Origin of the sequence: Pseudomonas sp. BN505, from assembly GCF_029873175.1 — a bacterium.
Lineage (GTDB): Bacteria > Pseudomonadota > Gammaproteobacteria > Pseudomonadales > Pseudomonadaceae > Aquipseudomonas > Aquipseudomonas putida.
This window is the reverse complement of record NZ_SSOI01000021.1, coordinates 19,088-38,516: the sequence shown is the minus strand read 5'-3', so window position 1 is coordinate 38,516 and position 19,429 is coordinate 19,088. Positions and strand designations below refer to the sequence as shown.

Sequence of the window (19,429 nt, the reverse complement as noted above, 5' to 3'; positions counted from 1 at the left end):
CCTAAGCTTGAGTACAATCGTCAGCTTTTGCCGGGCCCCCTGTCCCGTCGCTGGAATTCCCAATGCTGACCGGTAGCTACTCCTCTTCGCTGGTGTTGATTTCGCTGTGCGTGGCGATTCTGGCGTCCTATACCGCCCTTGACCTGACCGGCCGTATTGCCACGGCCAAGGGGCGGGCGTCGTACTTGTGGATGGGAGGCGGCGCGCTGGCCATGGGCATAGGCGTGTGGTCGATGCACTTCATCGGCATGCTCGCGTTCAGCCTGCCCATCGACCTGGGCTATGACCTGGCCCTTACCGCGTTCTCGCTGCTGATCGCCGTCCTGTCCTCGGGTTTTGCCCTGTGGCTGGTGAGCCAGCCGAGCTTGCCGTGCCTGCAACTGGGTTTTGGCGCGCTGATCATGGGCGCCGGCATTGCCTGCATGCACTACACCGGCATGGCTGCGCTGCGCATGTTGCCGGGCATCGACTACGACCCGGCGCTATTCGGGGCCTCGCTGCTGATCGCCGTGGGCGCCTCGGCAGCGGCGTTGTGGATCGCCTTCCGTCTGCGCCGGCACACCCCCTATGTGCGGCAGATCCGTGGCCTGGCGGCGGTGGTGATGGGCATCGCCATCGTTGGCATGCACTACACCGGCATGGCGGCGGCGAATTTCCCCGAGGGCAGCTTCTGCGGTGCTCTGGGCGGCGGGCTGCAGGGCGACGGCCTTGTCTATCTGGTGCTGATCACCACCCTGGCGGTGCTGGCGGTGGCCTTGCTGACCTCGGTGCTGGATGCCCGCCTGGAGGCGCGCACCGCCGAGCTGGCCCGTTCGCTGACACTGGCCAACCAGGAACTGACCCAGCTGGCCCTGCACGACACCCTTACCGATCTGCCCAACCGTACCCTGCTGGCCGACCGTATCGAGCAGGCCATCGCCAAGGTGGCGGAGCAGGGTGGCTGTTTTGCCCTGATGTTCATCGACCTGGACGGTTTCAAGCCGGTCAACGATGCCTTTGGCCATCATATCGGTGACCTGCTGCTCAAGGCAGTGGCGTCCCGCCTGCGCGGCCACCTGCATAGCCAGGACACCCTCGCGCGTATCGGCGGCGACGAATTCGTGCTGCTGGTAGAGCTGCAGGAGCCTGACGATGCCATGGACGTGGCGGTCAAGCAGGTGAACCTGGTGTCACGGCCATTCCGCGTGGCCGAGCATGACTTGCAGCTGTCGGCGAGCCTGGGCATTGTCCTGTATCCCGGCAACGGCCAGGACCAGCACGAGCTGCTGCGCAATGCCGATGCCGCCATGTACCACGCCAAAAGCGCTGGCAAGAACGGCTACAGTTTCTTTGATGTGTCGATGAACAGCAACGCACGCCAGCAACTGCAACTGCTGCAGGACCTGCGCCAGGCCCTGGAGCAACGCCAGTTCCGCTTGCATTACCAGCCCAAGTTCGACGCCCAGGCCTGCCTGCCGATCGGTGCCGAGGCGTTGTTGCGTTGGGAGCACCCGCAGCACGGCCTGTTGCTGCCCGACCGCTTCATCGGTCTGGCGGAAAAGACCGGCCTGATCATCCCGATCGGTGAGTGGGTGCTTGACGAAGCCTGCCGGCAGATGCGGGATTGGCTGGATCAGGGGCACCAAGGCTGGCGCATGGCGGTGAACCTGTCGGCCATCCAGTTCTGCCATGCCGGGCTGGTCGAGAGCGTGGCCCGGGCCTTGAGGGAGAACGGGCTGCCGGCCAACTGCCTGACCCTGGAAATTACCGAAACCACTGCCATGCACGACGCCGATGCCAGCCTGACCGTGCTGCAACGCCTGTCCGGCATGGGCGTGGACCTGTCCATCGATGATTTTGGCACCGGCTACTCCAGCCTGATGTACCTCAAGCGCCTGCCGGCCAATGAGCTGAAAATCGACCGTGGCTTCGTGCGAGACCTGGAGCAGGACAGTGACGATGCAGCGATTGTCTCGGCAATCGTCGCATTGGGCCAGGCGCTGGGCCTGCGCATCGTTGCCGAAGGGGTGGAGACCGACAAGCAGCAAGACTTCCTGACCCGTCTGGGTTGTGATTCGCTGCAAGGTTACCTGCTGGGGCAGCCGGTACCAGCCGAGCAATTCATGGGCAAGTTGCAGGCCTTGCACCAGGAGAAGAGCGCCTTGGTCTAGACAGCGTTGCGCAAGGTGAAGGCGGGGATGAAAGCGTCCATTTCCGCTTCGACAGCTTCGATGATGCGCTCTACATCGGCTGCGGCCATGATTGCCGCACACGGGATGCCGGCGATGGCCATCAGGGTTTCGCCGGTGGCGCGGTCGAACAGCCGCGCGATCATGCTGCGCGGCGCATCCATGGTGGCTTCGAAACCCAATGGGTGGAAATGCCAGCGCATCACCTGGCAGGCGTTGGGGAACGTCATCTTGTTCATGCCTGCCTCCTTGGTCCGTGCCTGGACATGGTCAACACCCCGCCACACACGTGGTGGCTGCCGGGAATGTAAAGATAGCAGCTGTCACGAGCGATTCTCGGCTGCCAACATGACAAATGTGCCAATCCATGACAGCGGTCACATCCGGGTCACCATGCCGATGTGACGGCGGCTTCCAGGCAAACGTTTTCCTGGCACGATCGCGCCGGTTAGCCTGTCCAATCAAGTAGATCTCACGGCTTGTTGGTGAAGTGTTTTTCGGACGAGCGGCGCAGTCACCCAAGCAGCCCCGCAGCAATGTTGATGGTGAATCCCAAAATCGCCGTATTGAACACGAAACCCACTAGCGAATGTGCCAGCACCACCCGCCGCAGTTGCCTGCCGGCAACGCCTACGTCGGAGGTTTGCACGGCCACGCTGATGGTGAACGAGAAGTAGTGAAAGTCCCAATAGTCCGGGTTGCGCTCGCCGTCGGCGAAACGCAACGGTGGTTCATGGTTGTGCCCGGTATAGAACAGGCGGGCGTAATGCAGGCTGAAGATGCAGCCGATCAACAGCCAGGAGCCGGCCACGGTCAGGCCGGTGTAGAGGTAGTGCAGGGCCAGTGCCGTGCCCTGCAGGCCTTTGCTGGACACCAGTTGCAGGGTGACCGCAGCGAGGCTGGCGATGGCCGCGATGCACACGGTGAACAAGACCATGCCTGCGTTTTCGTCTTCGACGCGGGCAACCTTGCGGACCTTTTCCGGGCTGGCGTCCCAGGTGAGGTACAGCACCAGCAGCAGGTACAGCCATACGCCAAGGTTCCAGCCGGCGAGGATGTGCTGCACGGTGTCACCGGCGGGGATCAGCCAGGCGCCGACAAGGCCGACTGCGGCGGCGAAACTCAGGCGGGGGTGGGTTCGGGTCAGGCGGTGGAAAGCCATGGGGCCTCATTTACTAGGGGTGTGGCTACTACTCTAGACGGTTGCGGCCGGAGTACTGGTTTACACGGTCTTTGTGGGCGTGTTGCCTGCGGTTTTCTTTAATGTCGCCCATCGCATGGCATTGCAACTCTCAGTACACTGCATGCTCAAACACCAACATCCGTTGAACTCGAGGTTTTTGCATGACGCTCAGTCCTTTGGCAGGCAAGCCGGCTCCGGCCAGCGTGCTGGTCGATATTCCCCGACTGCTCACCGCCTACTACACCGGCCGCCCCGACGCTGCCGTGGCGGCCCAGCGGGTGGCCTTCGGCACTTCGGGGCACCGGGGCACTTCGCTTGAATTGAGTTTCAACGAATATCACGTGCTGGCCATTACCCAGGCCATCTGCCTGTACCGCCAGGAAAAGGGCATCGATGGCCCGCTGTTCATCGGCGCCGACACCCACGCGCTGTCGGCACCGGCCACTGCCAGCGCCCTGGAAGTGCTGGCTGCCAATGGCGTGCAGGTGATGCTGTCCAAGGACGACGAATACACGCCCACGCCGGCCGTGTCCCACGCCATCCTCTGCCATAACCGTGGCCGCCAGCAGGGCCTGGCCGACGGCATCGTCATCACCCCATCGCACAACCCGCCGCAAAGCGGTGGCTTCAAGTACAACCCGCCTAATGGCGGCCCTGCCGACAGCGATGTGACCAAATGGGTCGAGGCCAAGGCCAACGAGTTGCTGGCAGCGAACCTGGCAGGCGTCAAGCGCATGGACCATGCCCAGGCGCTGAAGGCGCCGACCACCCAGCGCCACGACTACGTGAGCAGCTACGTGGCGGACCTGGAAAACGTCATCGACTTCGACGTCATCCGCAGCGCCAAGCTGCGCCTGGGCGTCGACCCGTTGGGCGGGGCAGGGGTGCGCTACTGGTCGGCCATTGCCGAGCACTACAAGCTGGACCTGGAAGTGGTGAACACCGAGGTGGACCCGACCTTCCGCTTCATGACTGTCGACTGGGACGGCCAGATCCGCATGGACCCTTCCTCGCCGCATGCCATGCAAGGCCTGATCGGCCTGCGCGAGCGCTTCGACGTGGCTTTTGCCTGCGACCCGGACCACGACCGCCACGGCATCGTCACCTCCGACGGCCTGCTGGCGCCGAACAACTACCTGGCCGTCGCGATCGACTACCTGTTCCGCCACCGCCCGCAATGGCGCACTGACGCCGCGGTGGGCAAGACCGTGGTGTCCAGCGGCCTGATCGACCGCGTCACCCAGCGCCTGGGCCGTGAGCTGTACGAAGTGCCGGTGGGCTTCAAGTACTTTGCCCAAGGGTTGTTCGACGGCTCGCTTGGCTTTGGCGGCGAAGAGAGCGCCGGTGCGTCGTTCCTGCGCCGTGATGGTTCGGTCTGGGCGACCGACAAGGATGGGTTGATCCCGGCCTTGCTGGCCGCCGAGATGACCGCCCGCACCGGGCGCAACCCGAGCCAGGCCTATGCCGACCTGACTGACGCGCTGGGCAAGCCGTTCGCCACCCGCGTCGAGGCCAAGGCCGATGCGCGGCAGAAGGCGTTGTTGAGCAAGCTGGCGCCGGAACAGGTGAAATCGACCGAACTGGCGGGTGAGCCGATCGTGCAGATCCTCAGCCACGCACCGGGCAATGGCCAGGCGATTGGCGGGCTGAAGGTGATGACCGCCAATGGCTGGTTCGCCGCGCGGCCGTCGGGCACCGAGGACATCTACAAGATCTACGCCGAAAGCTTCATCGACGAGGCGCACCTGCAGCGCCTGGTGCAGGAAGCGCAGGTGCTGGTGGATGCGGCGATTGCCTGATCGGTAACAAACCGCTTGGTGCTGCGGCGCAACGTAAATTAGAATTAATCCTATTTACGCCGCCGCAGGGCCATCCCCATGATCGACGCCGCGCCGCCACCGGAGCCTAGCCTGCCTGCCCTGTACCGGGAGCATCGCAGCTGGCTGGAAACCTGGCTACGCCGTCGCCTGGGCAATGCCTGGGATGCCGCCGACCTCAGCCAGGATACCTTCCTGCGGGTACTGACCAGTGCCCAGCCATTGGCAGACATTCGTGAGCCACGCGCCTACTTGCTGACCGTGGGCAAGCGGCTGTTGAGCAACTTCTACCAGCGGCGCAGCCTGGAGCAGGCCTACCTTGATGCCCTGGCGCATCTGCCCGAGCAGCACGTGCCCTCGCCAGAGCAGCGCTGGGTGTTGCTGGAAACCCTGCAAGCCCTGGATGAGCTGCTCGATGGCCTGAAGGCGCCGGTGCGCAAGGCCTTTCTCTGGAGCCAGCTCGAAGGCCTGGGTTACGCCGAAATAGGCAAGCGCCTGGGCGTTTGCGAACGCTCCGTCAAACGTTACATGGCGCAGGCCTACGAACATTGCCTGCTGGCCGAGTTGCAATGACTACCCACTCACCCGAAACCCGCGAAGCTGTGCGTGCTGCCGCCCGCTGGCTGGCGGTGCTGGATTCTGGCAACGCCAGCGAGACGGATTTGTTGCGCCTGGCGCAATGGCGGGCCAGCAACAGGCTGCACGAAGACGCCTGGCAAAAGGCTTCAGTGCTGCGCGAGCGTTTTTCCGGATTACCCGGTACCTTGGCCCTGGCCACTCTGGACCGCCCGGACCCCGGCCGCCGCGCGCTCCTCAAGCAAGCCCTGGGTGTATCAGCATTGCTACCGGCCGCGTGGCTGGCAAGCCGGGAATTGCCGCTGGAGGCCTGGACGGCCGACATGCGCACCGCAGTAGGGGAGCGCCGGCAGGTGCTGCTGAGCGATGGCACCTTTGTGCAGTTGAACACTGACAGTGCGGTGGACGTCGACCTGGGCGCACGCCGGCTGACGCTGTTGCGCGGTGAAGTGGCGATCAGGGTACCCGATAACCTGAGCCTGGCCGTGCAGGTGCCTTACGGCCAGGTTGCACTTGGCGGTGGCGGCTTCAATGCGGGCGAAGTGTGCTTGCGCCTGGTCGATCAGGCCTGCCGGGTTTCGGTCGTCACGGGGCTGGCCAGCCTGCAGCCACTGCGTGGCCCGGCCCGGGTGGTGCAGGCCGGGCAGCAGGCCAGCTTGCAGGTGGCAGACGTCGGGCCGGTCACAGCCCTGGACGAATGGTTGTTGGGTTGGCGCGAAGGCGTGCTGCGGCTGGATGACCGCCCCTTGGGCGAGCTGTTGCATGAGCTGCGAAGGTATCGCCACGGTGTGCTGCGCTGGGCGCCGGAACTGGAACGCCTGCGGGTGACTGGCACTTTCCGCCTGGACGATACCGACCGGGTGCTGGCCTTGCTGGCCGCCAGCCTGCCATTGCAGGTGCAGACGCGCACGCGTTACTGGGTGAGCCTGGCGGCGCGAGAAAATCGCGCATGAGGCTGTCCCCTTTTTTTCACTCGCCGGTCATTACCGGTAGCAGAAACTAAAGGGGAGCCTTGTTCAATGCCTGCAGAAATGTCTTGCCGCCTGCGCCCACTGGTGCGCGCAGCGCGTCCGTTGTTTGCCATGAGCCTGTTGTTGTGTGCACCCGCCTGGGCCGATGAAGCGGCGCGGCGTGCCTATCAGGTGCCAGCCGCCAGCCTGGGCGCCGCACTCACCCGGTTTGCCGACCAGGCCGGCGTCAGCCTTTCGCTGGACCCGGCATTGGTCCAGGGCCGGCAGAGCAATGGCCTGTCGGGTCGCTACAGTGTCGAAGAAGGGTTCTTGCAGCTGCTGAGTGGCAGCGGCCTGCAATTGCTGCCCGTGGGTGAGGGCGCGTTCACTCTGGTACCGGCACCCCAGGCGGGTGGCGCGCTGGAAATTGCCCCTACCAGTATTGTCGGCGGCCTGGCGGCAGGCGTTGAAGCACAGCCATATGCCGGTGGGCAGGTTGCGCGCCAAGGTGCACAGGGCCTGCTTGGCGCACGCGATTTCATGGAAACCCCGTTCAGCATCACCAGCTACACCACCGAGCTGGTGAAGAACCAGCAAGCACGCACCTTGGGCGAGCTCATCGCCACCGACCCCTCGGTGCGTGCGACCAACCCGGCGGGTGGGCGTTTCGAGCAGTTCACCATTCGCGGCTTCAGCCTGTTCAACAGTGACGTGGCGTACAACGGCCTGTACGGCATCTTGCCGACCTACTCGATCGACATGGAAATGGCCGACCGGGTCGATATCATCAAAGGCCCCAGCCAGTTGATCAACGGCATTTCACCGCGTGGCAGCGTGGGCGGCGGCATCAATGTGCAGCCCAAGCGGGCCGGCGACAAGCCGATCACCGAGTTCACCGGCAGCTATGCGTCGGCTGGTCAGGCAGGCGGCGCGGTGGACGTTGGCCGGCGCTTTGGCGAAGGTCAGCAGTTTGGCGTGCGCTTCAACGGTGTGAAGCAGGCGGGCGATACGGAGTGGGACCACCAGCGCGTCGAGCGCGAAATGGCGGTGCTGGGCCTGGATTTTCGTGGCGAGCGTCTGCGGTTGTCGGCAGACCTCGGCCACACCGAGCGTGACACCGATGCGCCGCAAGAGCGTGTGCTGGTCGGTGCCAACGCCAAAGTGCCGGACGCCAACGATGTACGCCACAACTATGCCCAGGCCTGGAGCAAGGCGCGCACCAACGACACCTTTGGCGCACTGCATGCCGAGTACGACGTCAGCGAGTCGCTGCTGGCCTATGGCGCGGTCGGCGCGCGCAAAAGCAACCATGACTTCCTGCGGCACAACGTGTCCATCACCAACGATGCCGGTGATTTCACCGTGCAGCCGCGCGACTTTACCCGCGATGAAACGGTGCGCACCGCCATGGCGGGTGTGCGCAACTGGTTCCACACCGGGCCCGTCAGCCACGAGCTGAACCTGGCCGCTACCTACTTCTACATGGACTTCACCAACGGCGGCGCGCGCTATGCTTCGGCGCCCAGTAACCTCTACAACCCGGTAGCGACACCGATGCCTGGTACGCCCACCCGCATTGATCCAGAGGTCTACACGGAAAACCGCTTCTCTGGCGTGGCTTTGGCCGACACCCTCGGGTTTTTCGATGACCGCCTGTTGCTGACCCTGGGGGCACGTTGGCAGCGGGTGCAAGTGGATGACTGGAGCGATGGCGTCAAAGGCGACACCGGCTACGACGAAGAAAAAGTCTCGCCCTCTGGCGGCGTGTTGCTCAAGGTTACCGACCAGCTGTCGTTGTACGCCAACTACATGGAAGGCCTGAGCCAGGGCAAGATCGCACCGTCGACCTCGGTCAACGAAGACCAGATCTTCCCGCCGTTCACCAGCCGCCAGGTTGAGGTGGGGGCCAAGTACGACCTGGGCCAGGTCGTCTTTACCGCCAGTGCCTTCCGCATCCGCCAGCCGGCCTACGAGACCAACGCCACTTCGCGGGTGTTCGGCCCCAATGGCAAACGCGACAACCGTGGTATCGAGCTGAGCGTGTTCGGTGAGCCCGTACAAGGGGTGCGGGTGCTGGGTGGGGTGATGTATATCGACAGCGAGCTGACCGATACCGTGGGTGGCACCGTTGATGGCAACCGCGCGCCGGCCACGCCCGAGTACAACGTCAACCTCGGCGCCGAATGGGACGTGCCGGGGGTGAGTGGCCTGACCCTGACGGCGCGGGGCATTCACTCCAGCTCGCAATACCTGGACCAGAACAACAGCAAGCAGATCGACGGCTGGGAGCGTTACGACCTGGGGGCGCGCTACGCCTTCAACGTGGACGCTACCGAGGTTACCTTGCGGGCCAGTGTCGAGAACGTGCTGGATGATCGCTACTGGAGCTCGGCCGGTGCCTCGGATGACAGTGAGCCGGGGCTGACCCTTTCCACGCCGCGGACCTACCTCCTATCGGCAACCGTAGGTTTCTAGCTCAAGCAGCCGGGGCCGCTTTGCGGCCCATCGCCTGCAAGCCAGCTCCCACACTGTTCGCGCCAGCCGGGAACAATGCCATCCTTGTGGGAGCTGGCTTGCCGGCGATGGGCTGCGCAGCAGCCCCAATGGCCTCATCAGCCTACATCGCCCGCCCAAGCTTTTGCGCCTGGCCCTGCAACACGCGCATCAGGTGCATCGCCGCATGCGATGGCGGCTCGAAGCGCGAATAGACAAAGCTGATGTCGAAGTGAATTTCGTCCGCCAGCGGCACCACCGCCAGGCCGCTGTCCTGCGCCACGAATTCGTCGATCACGCTGATGCCCATGCCTTGCTTGACCAGCGCCACAGCCTCGTTGGCATTGGTGAACGACAACAGTGACGGCAATTGCGCGCCGTGGCGCTCGATGTGCTCGGCAAGCAGCTTGCCAAACGGCATGTCGGGCCTGAACAGCAGCAGCGGATGGCCTTCCAGTTGTTGCAAGGTCAGCGAGGTATGCCCGGCCAACGCGTGCTCGGTTGGCATCACCACCACCATGCGCCCGCGCATGAAGGGCTGCGAATGCAGGTGATCGTGTACCACGGGCAGGGCGGCAATCGACAGGTCGACCTTTTTCGACAGGATCTGGTTGGGCATTTCGCCCATCAGCGAGGTTTGCCACTCGATGTTCAGCGAAGGCGCCTCACGCTTGAGTTGGGCCAGGGCAATCGGGATGACCACCGTCGACAGCGAAGCGCTGCACGAGATGCGCAGCTTGCGGTGGCCGCCTGCGCCCAGTGACAGGGCGCATTCGTTGACCTCCAGCGCTGCCTGGTACACCCGCTCGACTTCGCGGAACAGCACCTGCGCCTCGGCCGTGGGCACCAGGCGGTTGTTGATGCGCTCGAACAGGCGGTAGCTCAAACGCCCCTCGATGTACTGGATCAGCTTGCTGACGGCCGGCTGCGACACGTACAGCAGCTTGGCCGCCGCGCTGATCGAGCCGGTCAGCATTACCGCACGGAACACTTCCATGTGCCGCAGCTTGAACACCATGGGGCTTGCGTCTGCGCCTTCATTGCCAAGCAGCATATCTATTACCTTCGGTTATGGTCTTTGCAATCTGGGTATGAGCGCCAAACCCGGCCACGCAGTATCTTGAACCCAGCCAAATTGCCCTTGCGGCGCACAATAACAAGATCTGAAGGCAAGCGCAGTGGCGCTGCCGGGAGTGCTGCGTGAACATCTTTGACGAACCGAAGATCGATTGCCATAACCATTTGTTTGACCCCGCCCGTTTCCCTTACCACCCCGACGCACCCTATTCCCCCTCTGGCCAGGAAGTCGCCACCCAGGAACAGTTCACCCGGGTGATGGACACCTATGGCGTGCAACATGCCTTGCTGGTGGGCCCCAACAGCGGCTACCACACCGACAACCGCTGCCTGCTGCATGCCTTGGCCACCGGGCAAGGGCGGTTCAAGGGCGTGGCGGTGGTCGAGGTGGATATCCAGCTCGATGCGCTGGCTGCGCTGCAGGCGCAAGGGGTGGTCGGTGTCGCCTTCAATCCCGCGCTGTACGGGGTAGCCAGTCTCAAGGACGTTGACGGCCTGTTGGGCAAGCTTGCCGAGCTCGACCTGTTCGCCCAGGTGCAGGTGTGCGAAGACCAACTGCTTGAACTGCGGAGCCTGCTTCAGGGCTCGCGTGCACATTTGCTGATCGACCATTGCGGCCGGCCGGACGTGGCGGCTGGCGTGCAGCAGCCGGGCTTCCAGGCGCTACTGCAACTGGCTGACAGTGGCCGCGCCAGCGTCAAGCTGTCTGGCATGCAGAAGTTCGCGGCGGCCGATGCGTTGCTGGAGCAAAGCGGTGCCTACGTGCACGCCTTGCTCGAAGCCTTCGGTGCGGATGCCTGCGTGTGGGGCTCGGATTGGCCGTTCATTCGCCAGCGCTCGCGGGTGGACTACGGCCCGTTGCTGAAACTGGCCGAGCGCCTGATGCCGGATGCCCGGCTGCGCCAGGCAGTGATGTGGGACACCCCACGACGTCTGTTCGGGTTCGCCTAGAACCCCGTTTTGCCATTCCAATAACAAGAGAGCAACCGTCATGAACACTGAACAGAACGCCAGCCTCGGGGTGTTTGACACCCCGGCACGCGCGCAGCAACGCACCCGCACCCGCTTCATGATCCTGGCGCTGATTTCGGGCGGCACCATGATCAACTACCTCGACCGCAGCGTGATGGGCATTGCCGCGCCCAGCATCAGTGCCGACCTGGGCCTGAACGCGGCGATGATGGGGGTGATTTTTTCTGCCTTCTCGTGGACCTACGCTGCCGCGCAGATCCCCGGTGGCATCCTCATCGACCGGTTGGGCACCAAGCTCACCTACTGGCTGGCACTGACGTTGTGGTCGCTGTTCACCGGCCTGCAAGGGCTGGCGCAGGGCTTTCTGTCGTTGCTGGGCATGCGCTTTCTGGTGGGCATGACCGAAGCACCGTGTTTCCCTACCAACAGCCGGGTAGTGGCTACCTGGTTCCCGCAGAGTGAGCGGGCCAGGGCGACCGGTATCTACACCTTTGCCGAATACACCGGGCTGGCGTTCCTGACGCCGCTGTTGTTCTGGGTGCTGCATGCCTATGGCTGGCGCTTTCTGCTGCTGGCCGTGGGCCTGATGGGCATCCTCTATGGCCTGGTGTGGTGGCGCAAGTACCACGAGCCGCACGAGTCGACCACCGCCAACCAGGCCGAACTCGACTACATCGCCGCCGGTGGCGGGGTGGTCGATGGCGGGCAGAAAGCCACCCAGTTCCGTTGGTCGCAGATCCCGGCGCTGCTCAAGCACCGCAACATGCTGGGCATCTGCCTGGGGCAGTTCGCCTGCAACTCCACCAACGTGTTCTTCCTGACCTGGTTCCCCACTTACCTGGTCACCGAGCGGCATATGCCCTGGCTCAAGGTCGGCTGGGTGGCGGTGCTGCCGTTCATTGCCGCTTCGCTGGGCACGCTGGTCGGCGGCTGGCTGTCCGACGCCTTGCTGCGCCGGGGTTACTCGCTGAACGTGGCGCGCAAGCTACCGGTAATCGCCGGGCTGCTCACCGCTTCGGTGATCGTGCTGGCCAACTATGTGGAGTCCGATGCGCTGGTCATCACCATCCTGTGCATTGCCTATTTCGCCCAGGGCATGTCGGCGCTCGCCTGGATGATCGTCTCCGACATTGCCCCCAAAGGTTTGCTGGGCCTCAGTGGTGGCCTGTTCAACCTGTTTGCCAACGCGGCGGGCATCGTTACCCCCCTTACCATCGGCATCATCGTTTCGATGACTGGCTCGTTCGTCTGGGCCTTGGCGTTCGTGTCGTCGATCACCGTGCTGGGGGCGCTGTGCTACCTGTTCATGGTCAGCGACCTGCGTCGCTTGCCAGAAATTCCTTCTGTCGAAAATGGAGCTAAACAATGAGCCAGTACCTGCAAGGCCAGACCGCAATCGTGACCGGTGGCATGCGTGGCATCGGCCTGGCAATCGCCCAGCGCCTGCATACGGCCGGCGCCCAAGTGGTGATCTGGGACCTCGCTGTCGACGGCTGGGACAGCGTGGAAAACGGCTTTGAGCCGGTGCTGCGCCAAGCGGTCGATGTGTCGTCGCTGGCCTCGGTCGAGGCGGCTTTTGCCGAGACGCTGGCGCGCTTGGGCCAAGTCCAGATCCTGGTCAACAATGCCGGCATCAACGGCCCGGTGGTGGCGTCGTGGGAGTACCCGCCAGAGGCCTGGGACAAAGTCATCGCCATCGACCTGAACGGTGTGTTCTATTGCTGCCGCACCGCCATCCCGCACATGCGTGAACGTGGCTACGGGCGCATCGTCAATATCGCCTCCATGGCCGGCAAGGATGGCGTGCAGTACATCTCGGCCTATTCGGCCGCCAAGGCCGGGGTCATCGCCTTCACCAAGGCGGCGGCCAAGGAGCTGGCGCAGGACGGTGTGTTGCTCAACTGCGTGGCACCGGCCATGGTCGAGACGCCGCTGATGGCCGAGATGACAGCGGAACACATTGCCGCGAGCAAGGCCAAGATCCCCATGGGGCGCTTCCTCAAGGCCGAGGAGATCGCCAATATGGTCAGCTGGATTGCCGGGCCCGAGTGCAGCTTTACCACCGGCTTTGTCTTCGACCTCAGTGGTGGGAGGGCGACCTATTGACTGGCCTGGGCGTGGCACACCTGACGGCGCTGCAACTGGCGCCGGCGAGGCTGGTACGCGAGGCGCGCCACGCCGGGTTCAGTGCGGTGGGGCTGCGCCTGCACCCGGTGATGGCGGGTGCACTGGCCTACCCGGTTGCGGCCGGTAGCCAGGCAATGCGAGAGCTGCGGGCTGTGCTGGCTGGGGAAGGCGTGCGGGTGACGGACATCGAGTTCGTGTCGCTGACGGCGCAAACCCGGGTGGCTGACTACCAGCCGCTGCTGGCGGCAGGTGCCGAGTTGGGCGCGGTGAGCCTGACAGTGTCCGGCGACGATGAGGATGTTGCACGGCTGACCGGCAACTTTGCAGCGCTTTGTGAGATGGCGCGTGGCCATGGCCTGCGTGTGGACCTGGAGTTCATGCGCTGGCGGCCGGTGGCGACTTTGCAACAGGCTTGCGCGGTGGTGACGGGAGCGGGGCAGGCCAACAGTGGCGTGCTGGTCGATGCCTTGCACCTGTTCCGCTCCGGTGGCCAGGTGGCCGACATCGGCGCAGTCGACCCGCATTTGCTGCGTGCGGTGCAACTGTGTGATGCACCGATGCTGGCGCCTGCAGAGGCGCTGATCATCGCGGAAGCGCGCGAGGGCCGCTTGCTGCCGGGCGAAGGGCAGCTGCCGCTGGCAACGTTGCTGGCGGCGTTGCCGGGGGACGTGGAGATCAGTGTGGAGGTGCCGTGCGCCGGCTTGCCCGCCGAGCAGCGGCTGCAAGCGGCGGCACAGGTAACCCACGCCTGGCTGCACGGCAGGCGACCTGTGTCACCCGCTGTGCAGGTTGCCGGTCACTGCTGATCCGGTACCACGGCGATCACGTCGATCTCCATCAGCCACTCGGCCTGAGCCAACCCGGCGACCACCAGCCCGGTGGAGATCGGGAACACGCCCTTCAGCCACTTGCCCACTTCCTTGTACACCGGTTCGCGGAAGCGTGGGTCGGTGATGTAGGTGGTGGTCTTGACGATGTGCGAAAGGTCGGAGCCCGCTTCTTCAAGCAGTTGCTTGACGTTCTTCATCGCCTGTTCGGTCTGCGCCTGGGGGTTACCCAGGCCCACCAGCTTGCCTTCGAAGTCGGTACCGACCTGGCCGCGCACATAAATAGTGTTACCGGCCCGCACGGCCTGGCACAGGTCGTTGTCCAGGGTCTGGTTGGGGTAGGTTTCCTTGGTGTTGAACATGCGGATGCGAGTATGGGTAGGCATCAGTGGGCTCCGAGGGTGCTGACGTTGCTGATCGTGTTGGTTTGGTGCTCATCCGCCTCGCGCTGTTCGCGGTCGCGGTAGGCCAGGTAGGTGCGTTGCGTGGCGATGTGGCCGGCGACGTGCTTGGCGTCGTGCCACACGCCCCAGATGAACGACGAACCACGGCGCGACAACCACGGCAGGCCAAGGAAGTACACGCCAGGTTCGCGGGCAACGCCGCGCTGGTGCTGGGGCTTGCCATTGGCATCGAAGGTGTCCACCTGCAGCCAGCTGAAGTCCACGCCATAACCGGTGGCCCAGATGATGCTGGTAACGCCGGCCTTGGCCAGGTCCAGTTCGCGCAGCGGGTTGCTCATGCAGGCCGGGTCGGCCAGGCGAGTGCGGGCTTCGGGTTCTTCCGGCAGGTCCAGGCCGTTGCTTTCGATGTAGGCATCGGCGGCATCCAGCAGGGCCAGGTAGTTTTCATCGCCGCGGTTGATGTTCTCGACCAGGTTGTCCTGGAAACGCGCCACGCCGTTCTCGAACGACTGGGTAAGGCCGACCAAGGTCATGCCTTGATGGGCGAGGGCACGGAAGTCCACGGTGTGGCCGCCACGGGCGCCGCTGACGGCGATGGTGACGTGCTCGCGACCGGGCTTGGCGATTTCTGCGTCCCACTCACCCAGCACACCCAGCCACCAGCAGAAATCGCGGTTGCGGTAGGCCCGTGGCGGGCGGTCGTGGGCACCGACCGACAGGTACACCTGGCGGCCTGCGCGCATCAGTTCTTCGGCAATCTGCACGCCGGAGGAGCCTGCGCCCACCACCAGCACTGCGCCCTCAGGCAACTGCCCGGGGTTGAAGTAGGCGGCGGAGTGGATCTGGTGCAGGTTGCTGTCTTTCGGTGCGATGGCCGGGATCACCGGCTTCTGGAACGGGCCGGTGGCAGCGACCACACGGTTGGCGCGGATCACCCCTTCATTGGTTTCGATGGTGAAGCCAGGGCGGTCGCTGTTGCGCACCACGCGCTTCACTTCGATGCCGGTGCGCACTGGCAGGTTGTACTTACGTACGTACTGCTCGAAGTAGTCGGCCACTTGGTCCTTGCCCGCGAAGGCGTCGGCGTCGAGGTTGAATTCCAGGCCTGGGAAGCGGTCGTGCCAGACCGGGCCGTTGGCCACCAGCGAGTCCCAGCGGCCGGTGCGCCAGGCCTCGGCGATGCGGTTGCGCTCCAGCACCAGGTGCGGCACGCCAAGCTTGTTCAGGTGTTCGCTCATGGCCACGCCGGCCTGGCCGGCGCCGACGACGAGCGTGTCGATTTCGAGGTTGTTCAGTGTCATGTCCGAGCCCTTGTTCAGGCGGTTTTTGTAAGGTCGGTTTGGAGGACCGCCGTTGCCTGGAGCCAGACTAGGGATGCTGCACAAATGGCGAAAATAGTATTTAGCTGGTGCTTGCCGATAAAACGGCGAAGGCCTTGAATTCTGTGGCTTGTAGGTGTGTTGATCCCGTGTATGTCGTGGCTTTTTTGGGGGGCGGAAATCGAGCGCCGCCCGCGCGGCGCGCGATCTCTGCCACAGCAAAGTTTTTTCCTGCCTAACCCCTCGGAAAATGTTGGTTTCGTGGGCTAGAAGGTTGCGCCCAGAATGCCCTGCATCGCACAGGACAACAGGAGCATTACCATGACCTTCTCCATCATTGGCCGCTGCCAGGAAACCGGCCAGGTCGGCATCGCCATCAGTTCGTCGAGCATCGCCGTGGGGGCCCGCTGCCCTTGGGTACGTGCGGGTGTTGGCGCTGTTTCCACCCAGAACATCACCTTGCCGGCACTGGGCCCGCAGATTCTCGATGCCCTGGAGCAGGGCCAGTTGCCGCCTGCGGCTGCGCTGGACCGGGTACTGAGCGCCAATGGCTGGAGCGAGTACCGGCAGGTCACAGTGATCGACAGCCAAGGCCAGGTGGCACTGTTCACCGGTCGTGAGGCATTGGGCACGCACAATGCCGTGGCCGGTGAGCAATGCGCGGCGGCGGGTAACCTGTTGTCCTCGACCCAGGTGATCGAAGCGATGGTCCTGGCCTTTGAAGAGGCCGGCGGGCACCTGGCCGACCGCTTGCTGGCTGCCATGCATGCGGCGATGGCCGCAGGTGGCGAGGCCGGGCCGGTGCACTCGGCAGCGTTGAAGATCGCTGGCGAGCTGACCTGGCCATTGGTGGACCTGCGCGTGGACTGGGCCGATACCGACCCGATCGGTGTGCTCGATGGCCTGTGGCAGGCGTACCGCCCGCAGATGCAGGATTACGTTACCCGCGCCCTGAACCCGACGGCCGCGCCCAGCTACGGGGTGCCGGGCGATGAGTGATTTTGCCAGCCGCGCGCTGCTGGCCCGGCTGGTCGGCTTTGCAACGGTCAGCCGGGACTCCAACCTTGAGCTGATCGGCTTTATCCGTGATTACCTGGCCGAGCAGGGGGTGGAAAGTGAACTGTTCCATAACCCCGAAGGCACCAAAGCCAACCTGTTCGCCACCATCGGCCCCCAGGGCGTTGGCGGCGTGGTGCTGTCGGGGCATACCGATGTGGTGCCGGTGGACGGCCAGGCCTGGACCGTCGAGCCGTTTGCCCTGAGCGAACGTGACGGGCGCCTGTATGGCCGCGGCACGGCCGACATGAAAGGCTTCATCGCGTCGGTGCTGGCCGCGGTGCCCGCGTTCCTTGCCCAGCCGTTGCACCTGCCGGTGCACCTGGCATTTTCCTACGACGAGGAAGTGGGTTGCCTGGGTGTGCGGTCGATGCTGGCCGCGCTCGAACAGCGCCCGCACAAGCCACGCCTGTGCCTGATTGGCGAACCCACCGGGCTGAAACCGGTGCTGGGGCACAAAGGCAAGCTGGCAATGCGCTGCCAGGTGCAGGGTGCGGCCTGCCATTCGGCGTATGCGCCGTATGGGGTGAATGCCATCGAGTATGCGGCGAAGCTGATCGGCAAGTTGGGTGACATCGGTGACGCGCTGGCATTGCCGGTGCATCACGACGTGCGCTTCGACCCACCGTTCTCCACGGTGCAGACCGGGGTGATCAAAGGGGGCAGGGCGCTGAATATCGTGCCGGCAGAGTGTGAGTTCGATTTCGAAGTGCGCGCGCTGCCAGGTTTCGAGGCACAGGCAGTGGCCGACCAGTTGCAGACTTATGCAGAGGCCGAGCTGCTGCCGCGTATGCGCAAGGTCAATGCGGCCAGTGACATCCGCCTGCAACCGTTGAGCGCCTACCCAGGGCTGGCGACATCGGCAGACAGCGAGGCTGCGCGGCTGGTGGCGTTGCTCAGTGGCACGGATGAATTCGGCACGGTGGCGTTTGGTACCGAAGGCGGCCTGTTCGACCAGGCAGGGATCCCGACCGTGGTGTGCGGGCCTGGCAGCATGGACCAGGGGCACAAGCCGGATGAATTCGTCAGTGTCGAGCAGTTACGGGGGTGTGATGCCATGCTGCTGAGGTTGGTGGATTACCTGCGGCAGGCTCCCGTCTGACAGGGTAAAGAACGTATGCAGGAGCGACCTTGTGTCGCTCCTGCAGGGATCGGTGTCTGCTTCAGGTTAGAAGCTGGCCTTGACCTGCAGGCCAACCACCAACGCGTTGTCGATCTTCTTCCCCGAGAACGCCCCCGGCTCGATGATGTACTGCACATCCGGGCGCAGGTTCAACCATGGCGTCGCCTGGTAGCCATAGCTCAGTTCGATCAACTGCTCGGCGCTGTCGATGTCGGGGAACTGCTGGCCAGCGTTGAAGGCGGCGTCTTCCAGCACATCGCGGCTACGCGGGTTAGGCACGGCACGGCCGTAACCCAGCGCCACCGTATCTTTCGGGCGGCCTTCGAACGGCTTGTACAGCACCACGCCGGCGCCATACCACTTGGTGAACGGCGAGGCGGCCTTGCTGGATGCCGAGTACTGGCCGAAGGCATGCAGGCTGCGGCCTGGCGAGCTTTGGTCGTTCCACACGGCCTGGTCGATCAGCAGGTAGTGGCCGCCACGGCCGGATACTTCGTCATCGCTGCCGATGCGTTTCACGTCGGAGCTGTCGTAGTAGTAGCCCAGCTTGTACTCGCCGGGCAGTTCACCCTGTAGCTTGTACACCAGCTCCACCGGTACCACGGTGCCGGTGGTGTGCTTGGGGCCCAGGTGCCAGGCGCGGCTGGAGTTGCCATTGCTTTCGGGGTCGACGTTGAACGCCGCCACGCGCAATTGCCAGGCAGGCGACAGGTCGTACTTCACCCGCACGCCCAGGTGAGCGTTGGGGTAGTTGGTCCAGCCGCTGCCACCGGACATGTTCAGCGGGTGGCCGCAGAAGCCGGCGTTCATGAAGTTGCACAGGATGCCGCTGTCCAGGCCGCCCAGGTCGTTACCCATGGCCATGTAGCCCAGCTTGACGTTGAGCGCCGGGGTGAACAGGGTGCGCTCGTAGCTCAGCTCGGTCAGGCGGGTGTACAGGCCACCGAAGTTTTCCTGGATCGGCAGGCGGTTGCCTACCAGGTCTTCCGAAGCACTGTTACCACGGCGGTCGTTGATGGTCAGCTGGACCTTGCCGCCGTTGTCCAGGCCGTACAGTTTCGACAGGTCGAACTGCACGCCCAGCTTCAGGTTCTGCGAATAGCGCGCCGAGCGGTGCAGGCCGCCGTGGGCGTTGTAGGCGGTTTCGCCGCTGTAGTCGCCGGTGAACTTCACGCCGTCGTCTTCAAGCTGGTGGCGCAGGCCGCCCCAGTCACCGGTGAGGGTGCTGCGGGTCATCAGGTCGCCGTCGGCCAGGGCGGTGGTGCTGGCCAAGGCCAGCAGCAGGGTAGGGGTAATGCGAATTGCGGATGGCATTGCTGTGTCTCGGGTTGTTATTC

17 protein-coding genes are annotated in these 19,429 nt (G+C 64.2%); 11 read left to right on the top strand and 6 right to left on the bottom strand.

Going from position 1 to position 19,429, the window contains the following annotated elements:
- Positions 1–62 precede the first annotated feature (62 nt).
- The gene (locus tag E8E78_RS03775; protein ID WP_049275932.1) at positions 63–2,150 is read left to right on the top strand and encodes an EAL domain-containing protein; all 2,088 of its coding nucleotides are present in this window, start codon (positions 63–65) and stop codon (positions 2,148–2,150) included.
- On the opposite strand, the gene E8E78_RS03770 is transcribed toward E8E78_RS03775, so the two are convergent.
- Both E8E78_RS03770 and E8E78_RS03765 read right to left on the bottom strand, forming a co-directional pair.
- Positions 2,147–2,407, bottom strand: a complete 261-nt coding sequence (locus E8E78_RS03770; RefSeq protein ID WP_016499326.1) for a DUF1652 domain-containing protein — start codon at positions 2,405–2,407, stop codon at positions 2,147–2,149. The genes E8E78_RS03775 and E8E78_RS03770 overlap by 4 nt on opposite strands.
- A gap of 275 nt (positions 2,408–2,682) precedes the next feature.
- Positions 2,683–3,330: a DUF1345 domain-containing protein gene (locus tag E8E78_RS03765; RefSeq protein WP_016499327.1), complete on the bottom strand. Its 648-nt coding sequence runs from the start codon at positions 3,328–3,330 to the stop codon at positions 2,683–2,685.
- 182 nt (positions 3,331–3,512) lie between these two features.
- On the opposite strand from E8E78_RS03765, the gene pgm reads away from it, so the two are divergent.
- The 4 genes from pgm to E8E78_RS03745 all read left to right on the top strand — a co-directional run bounded on the left by pgm (position 3,513) and on the right by E8E78_RS03745 (position 9,169).
- Positions 3,513–5,150 (top strand): phosphoglucomutase (alpha-D-glucose-1,6-bisphosphate-dependent), encoded by a 1,638-nt coding sequence (gene pgm / locus E8E78_RS03760; protein WP_049275931.1) that lies wholly within the window; start codon positions 3,513–3,515, stop codon positions 5,148–5,150.
- A gap of 78 nt (positions 5,151–5,228) precedes the next feature.
- Complete coding sequence (locus tag E8E78_RS03755) at positions 5,229–5,741, top strand: sigma-70 family RNA polymerase sigma factor (RefSeq protein ID WP_049275930.1); 513 nt, start codon at positions 5,229–5,231, stop codon at positions 5,739–5,741.
- Positions 5,738–6,697: a FecR domain-containing protein gene (locus tag E8E78_RS03750; protein WP_049275929.1), complete on the top strand. Its 960-nt coding sequence runs from the start codon at positions 5,738–5,740 to the stop codon at positions 6,695–6,697. Before E8E78_RS03755 ends, E8E78_RS03750 begins: the two co-directional genes overlap by 4 nt.
- A gap of 66 nt (positions 6,698–6,763) precedes the next feature.
- Positions 6,764–9,169 (top strand): TonB-dependent receptor, encoded by a 2,406-nt coding sequence (locus E8E78_RS03745; protein ID WP_049275928.1) that lies wholly within the window; start codon positions 6,764–6,766, stop codon positions 9,167–9,169.
- A gap of 142 nt (positions 9,170–9,311) precedes the next feature.
- On the opposite strand, the gene E8E78_RS03740 is transcribed toward E8E78_RS03745, so the two are convergent.
- Positions 9,312–10,241 carry a LysR family transcriptional regulator gene (locus E8E78_RS03740; RefSeq protein ID WP_016499332.1) on the bottom strand — a complete coding sequence of 310 codons (930 nt, stop codon included), beginning with the start codon at positions 10,239–10,241 and terminating at the stop codon, positions 9,312–9,314.
- A gap of 146 nt (positions 10,242–10,387) precedes the next feature.
- On the opposite strand from E8E78_RS03740, the gene E8E78_RS03735 reads away from it, so the two are divergent.
- Genes E8E78_RS03735 through E8E78_RS03720 form a run of 4 tightly spaced genes read left to right on the top strand, consistent with a single transcriptional unit; the run spans position 10,388 to position 14,169 of the window.
- A complete protein-coding gene (locus E8E78_RS03735; RefSeq protein ID WP_049275926.1) occupies positions 10,388–11,215 on the top strand; it encodes an amidohydrolase family protein in 828 nt (275 codons plus the stop codon).
- A gap of 40 nt (positions 11,216–11,255) precedes the next feature.
- Positions 11,256–12,605 carry an MFS transporter gene (locus E8E78_RS03730; RefSeq protein ID WP_049275925.1) on the top strand — a complete coding sequence of 450 codons (1,350 nt, stop codon included), beginning with the start codon at positions 11,256–11,258 and terminating at the stop codon, positions 12,603–12,605.
- Entirely contained in the window at positions 12,602–13,342 is a 741-nt protein-coding gene (locus E8E78_RS03725; protein ID WP_049275924.1) for an SDR family NAD(P)-dependent oxidoreductase, read from the top strand. Before E8E78_RS03730 ends, E8E78_RS03725 begins: the two co-directional genes overlap by 4 nt.
- Positions 13,339–14,169 carry a TIM barrel protein gene (locus E8E78_RS03720; protein ID WP_059395389.1) on the top strand — a complete coding sequence of 277 codons (831 nt, stop codon included), beginning with the start codon at positions 13,339–13,341 and terminating at the stop codon, positions 14,167–14,169. The genes E8E78_RS03725 and E8E78_RS03720 overlap by 4 nt, the downstream gene beginning before the upstream one ends.
- On the opposite strand, the gene E8E78_RS03715 is transcribed toward E8E78_RS03720, so the two are convergent.
- Together E8E78_RS03715 and E8E78_RS03710 are read right to left on the bottom strand one after the other, a co-directional pair.
- Positions 14,160–14,576, bottom strand: coding sequence for a RidA family protein (locus E8E78_RS03715; RefSeq protein WP_016499337.1), 417 nt, complete (start codon positions 14,574–14,576; stop codon positions 14,160–14,162). The genes E8E78_RS03720 and E8E78_RS03715 overlap by 10 nt on opposite strands.
- Positions 14,576–15,895: an NAD(P)/FAD-dependent oxidoreductase gene (locus E8E78_RS03710; RefSeq protein ID WP_059395388.1), complete on the bottom strand. Its 1,320-nt coding sequence runs from the start codon at positions 15,893–15,895 to the stop codon at positions 14,576–14,578. Before E8E78_RS03710 ends, E8E78_RS03715 begins: the two co-directional genes overlap by 1 nt.
- 339 nt (positions 15,896–16,234) lie before the next feature.
- Between E8E78_RS03710 and E8E78_RS03705 the strand changes: the two genes are divergently transcribed.
- Both E8E78_RS03705 and argE read left to right on the top strand, forming a co-directional pair.
- The gene (locus E8E78_RS03705) at positions 16,235–16,912 is read left to right on the top strand and encodes a DUF1028 domain-containing protein (protein WP_016499339.1); all 678 of its coding nucleotides are present in this window, start codon (positions 16,235–16,237) and stop codon (positions 16,910–16,912) included.
- On the top strand, positions 16,905–18,071 hold the full coding sequence (argE, locus tag E8E78_RS03700; protein WP_049272829.1) for an acetylornithine deacetylase: 1,167 nt from the start codon (positions 16,905–16,907) through the stop codon (positions 18,069–18,071). The genes E8E78_RS03705 and argE overlap by 8 nt, the downstream gene beginning before the upstream one ends.
- A gap of 66 nt (positions 18,072–18,137) precedes the next feature.
- On the opposite strand, the gene E8E78_RS03695 is transcribed toward argE, so the two are convergent.
- A complete protein-coding gene (locus E8E78_RS03695; RefSeq protein WP_016499341.1) occupies positions 18,138–19,406 on the bottom strand; it encodes a carbohydrate porin in 1,269 nt (422 codons plus the stop codon).
- Positions 19,407–19,429 lie beyond the last annotated feature (23 nt).

Coding starts and splice junctions, on each gene's coding strand:
- E8E78_RS03775 (WP_049275932.1), top strand. CDS start 63: ATGCTGACCGGTAGCTACTCCTCTTCGCTGGTGTTGATTTCGCTGTGC.
- E8E78_RS03770 (WP_016499326.1), bottom strand. CDS start 2,407: ATGAACAAGATGACGTTCCCCAACGCCTGCCAGGTGATGCGCTGGCAT.
- E8E78_RS03765 (WP_016499327.1), bottom strand. CDS start 3,330: ATGGCTTTCCACCGCCTGACCCGAACCCACCCCCGCCTGAGTTTCGCC.
- pgm (WP_049275931.1), top strand. CDS start 3,513: ATGACGCTCAGTCCTTTGGCAGGCAAGCCGGCTCCGGCCAGCGTGCTG.
- E8E78_RS03755 (WP_049275930.1), top strand. CDS start 5,229: ATGATCGACGCCGCGCCGCCACCGGAGCCTAGCCTGCCTGCCCTGTAC.
- E8E78_RS03750 (WP_049275929.1), top strand. CDS start 5,738: ATGACTACCCACTCACCCGAAACCCGCGAAGCTGTGCGTGCTGCCGCC.
- E8E78_RS03745 (WP_049275928.1), top strand. CDS start 6,764: ATGCCTGCAGAAATGTCTTGCCGCCTGCGCCCACTGGTGCGCGCAGCG.
- E8E78_RS03740 (WP_016499332.1), bottom strand. CDS start 10,241: ATGCTGCTTGGCAATGAAGGCGCAGACGCAAGCCCCATGGTGTTCAAG.
- E8E78_RS03730 (WP_049275925.1), top strand. CDS start 11,256: ATGAACACTGAACAGAACGCCAGCCTCGGGGTGTTTGACACCCCGGCA.
- E8E78_RS03725 (WP_049275924.1), top strand. CDS start 12,602: ATGAGCCAGTACCTGCAAGGCCAGACCGCAATCGTGACCGGTGGCATG.
- E8E78_RS03715 (WP_016499337.1), bottom strand. CDS start 14,576: ATGCCTACCCATACTCGCATCCGCATGTTCAACACCAAGGAAACCTAC.
- E8E78_RS03710 (WP_059395388.1), bottom strand. CDS start 15,895: ATGACACTGAACAACCTCGAAATCGACACGCTCGTCGTCGGCGCCGGC.
- E8E78_RS03705 (WP_016499339.1), top strand. CDS start 16,235: ATGACCTTCTCCATCATTGGCCGCTGCCAGGAAACCGGCCAGGTCGGC.
- argE (WP_049272829.1), top strand. CDS start 16,905: ATGAGTGATTTTGCCAGCCGCGCGCTGCTGGCCCGGCTGGTCGGCTTT.
- E8E78_RS03695 (WP_016499341.1), bottom strand. CDS start 19,406: ATGCCATCCGCAATTCGCATTACCCCTACCCTGCTGCTGGCCTTGGCC.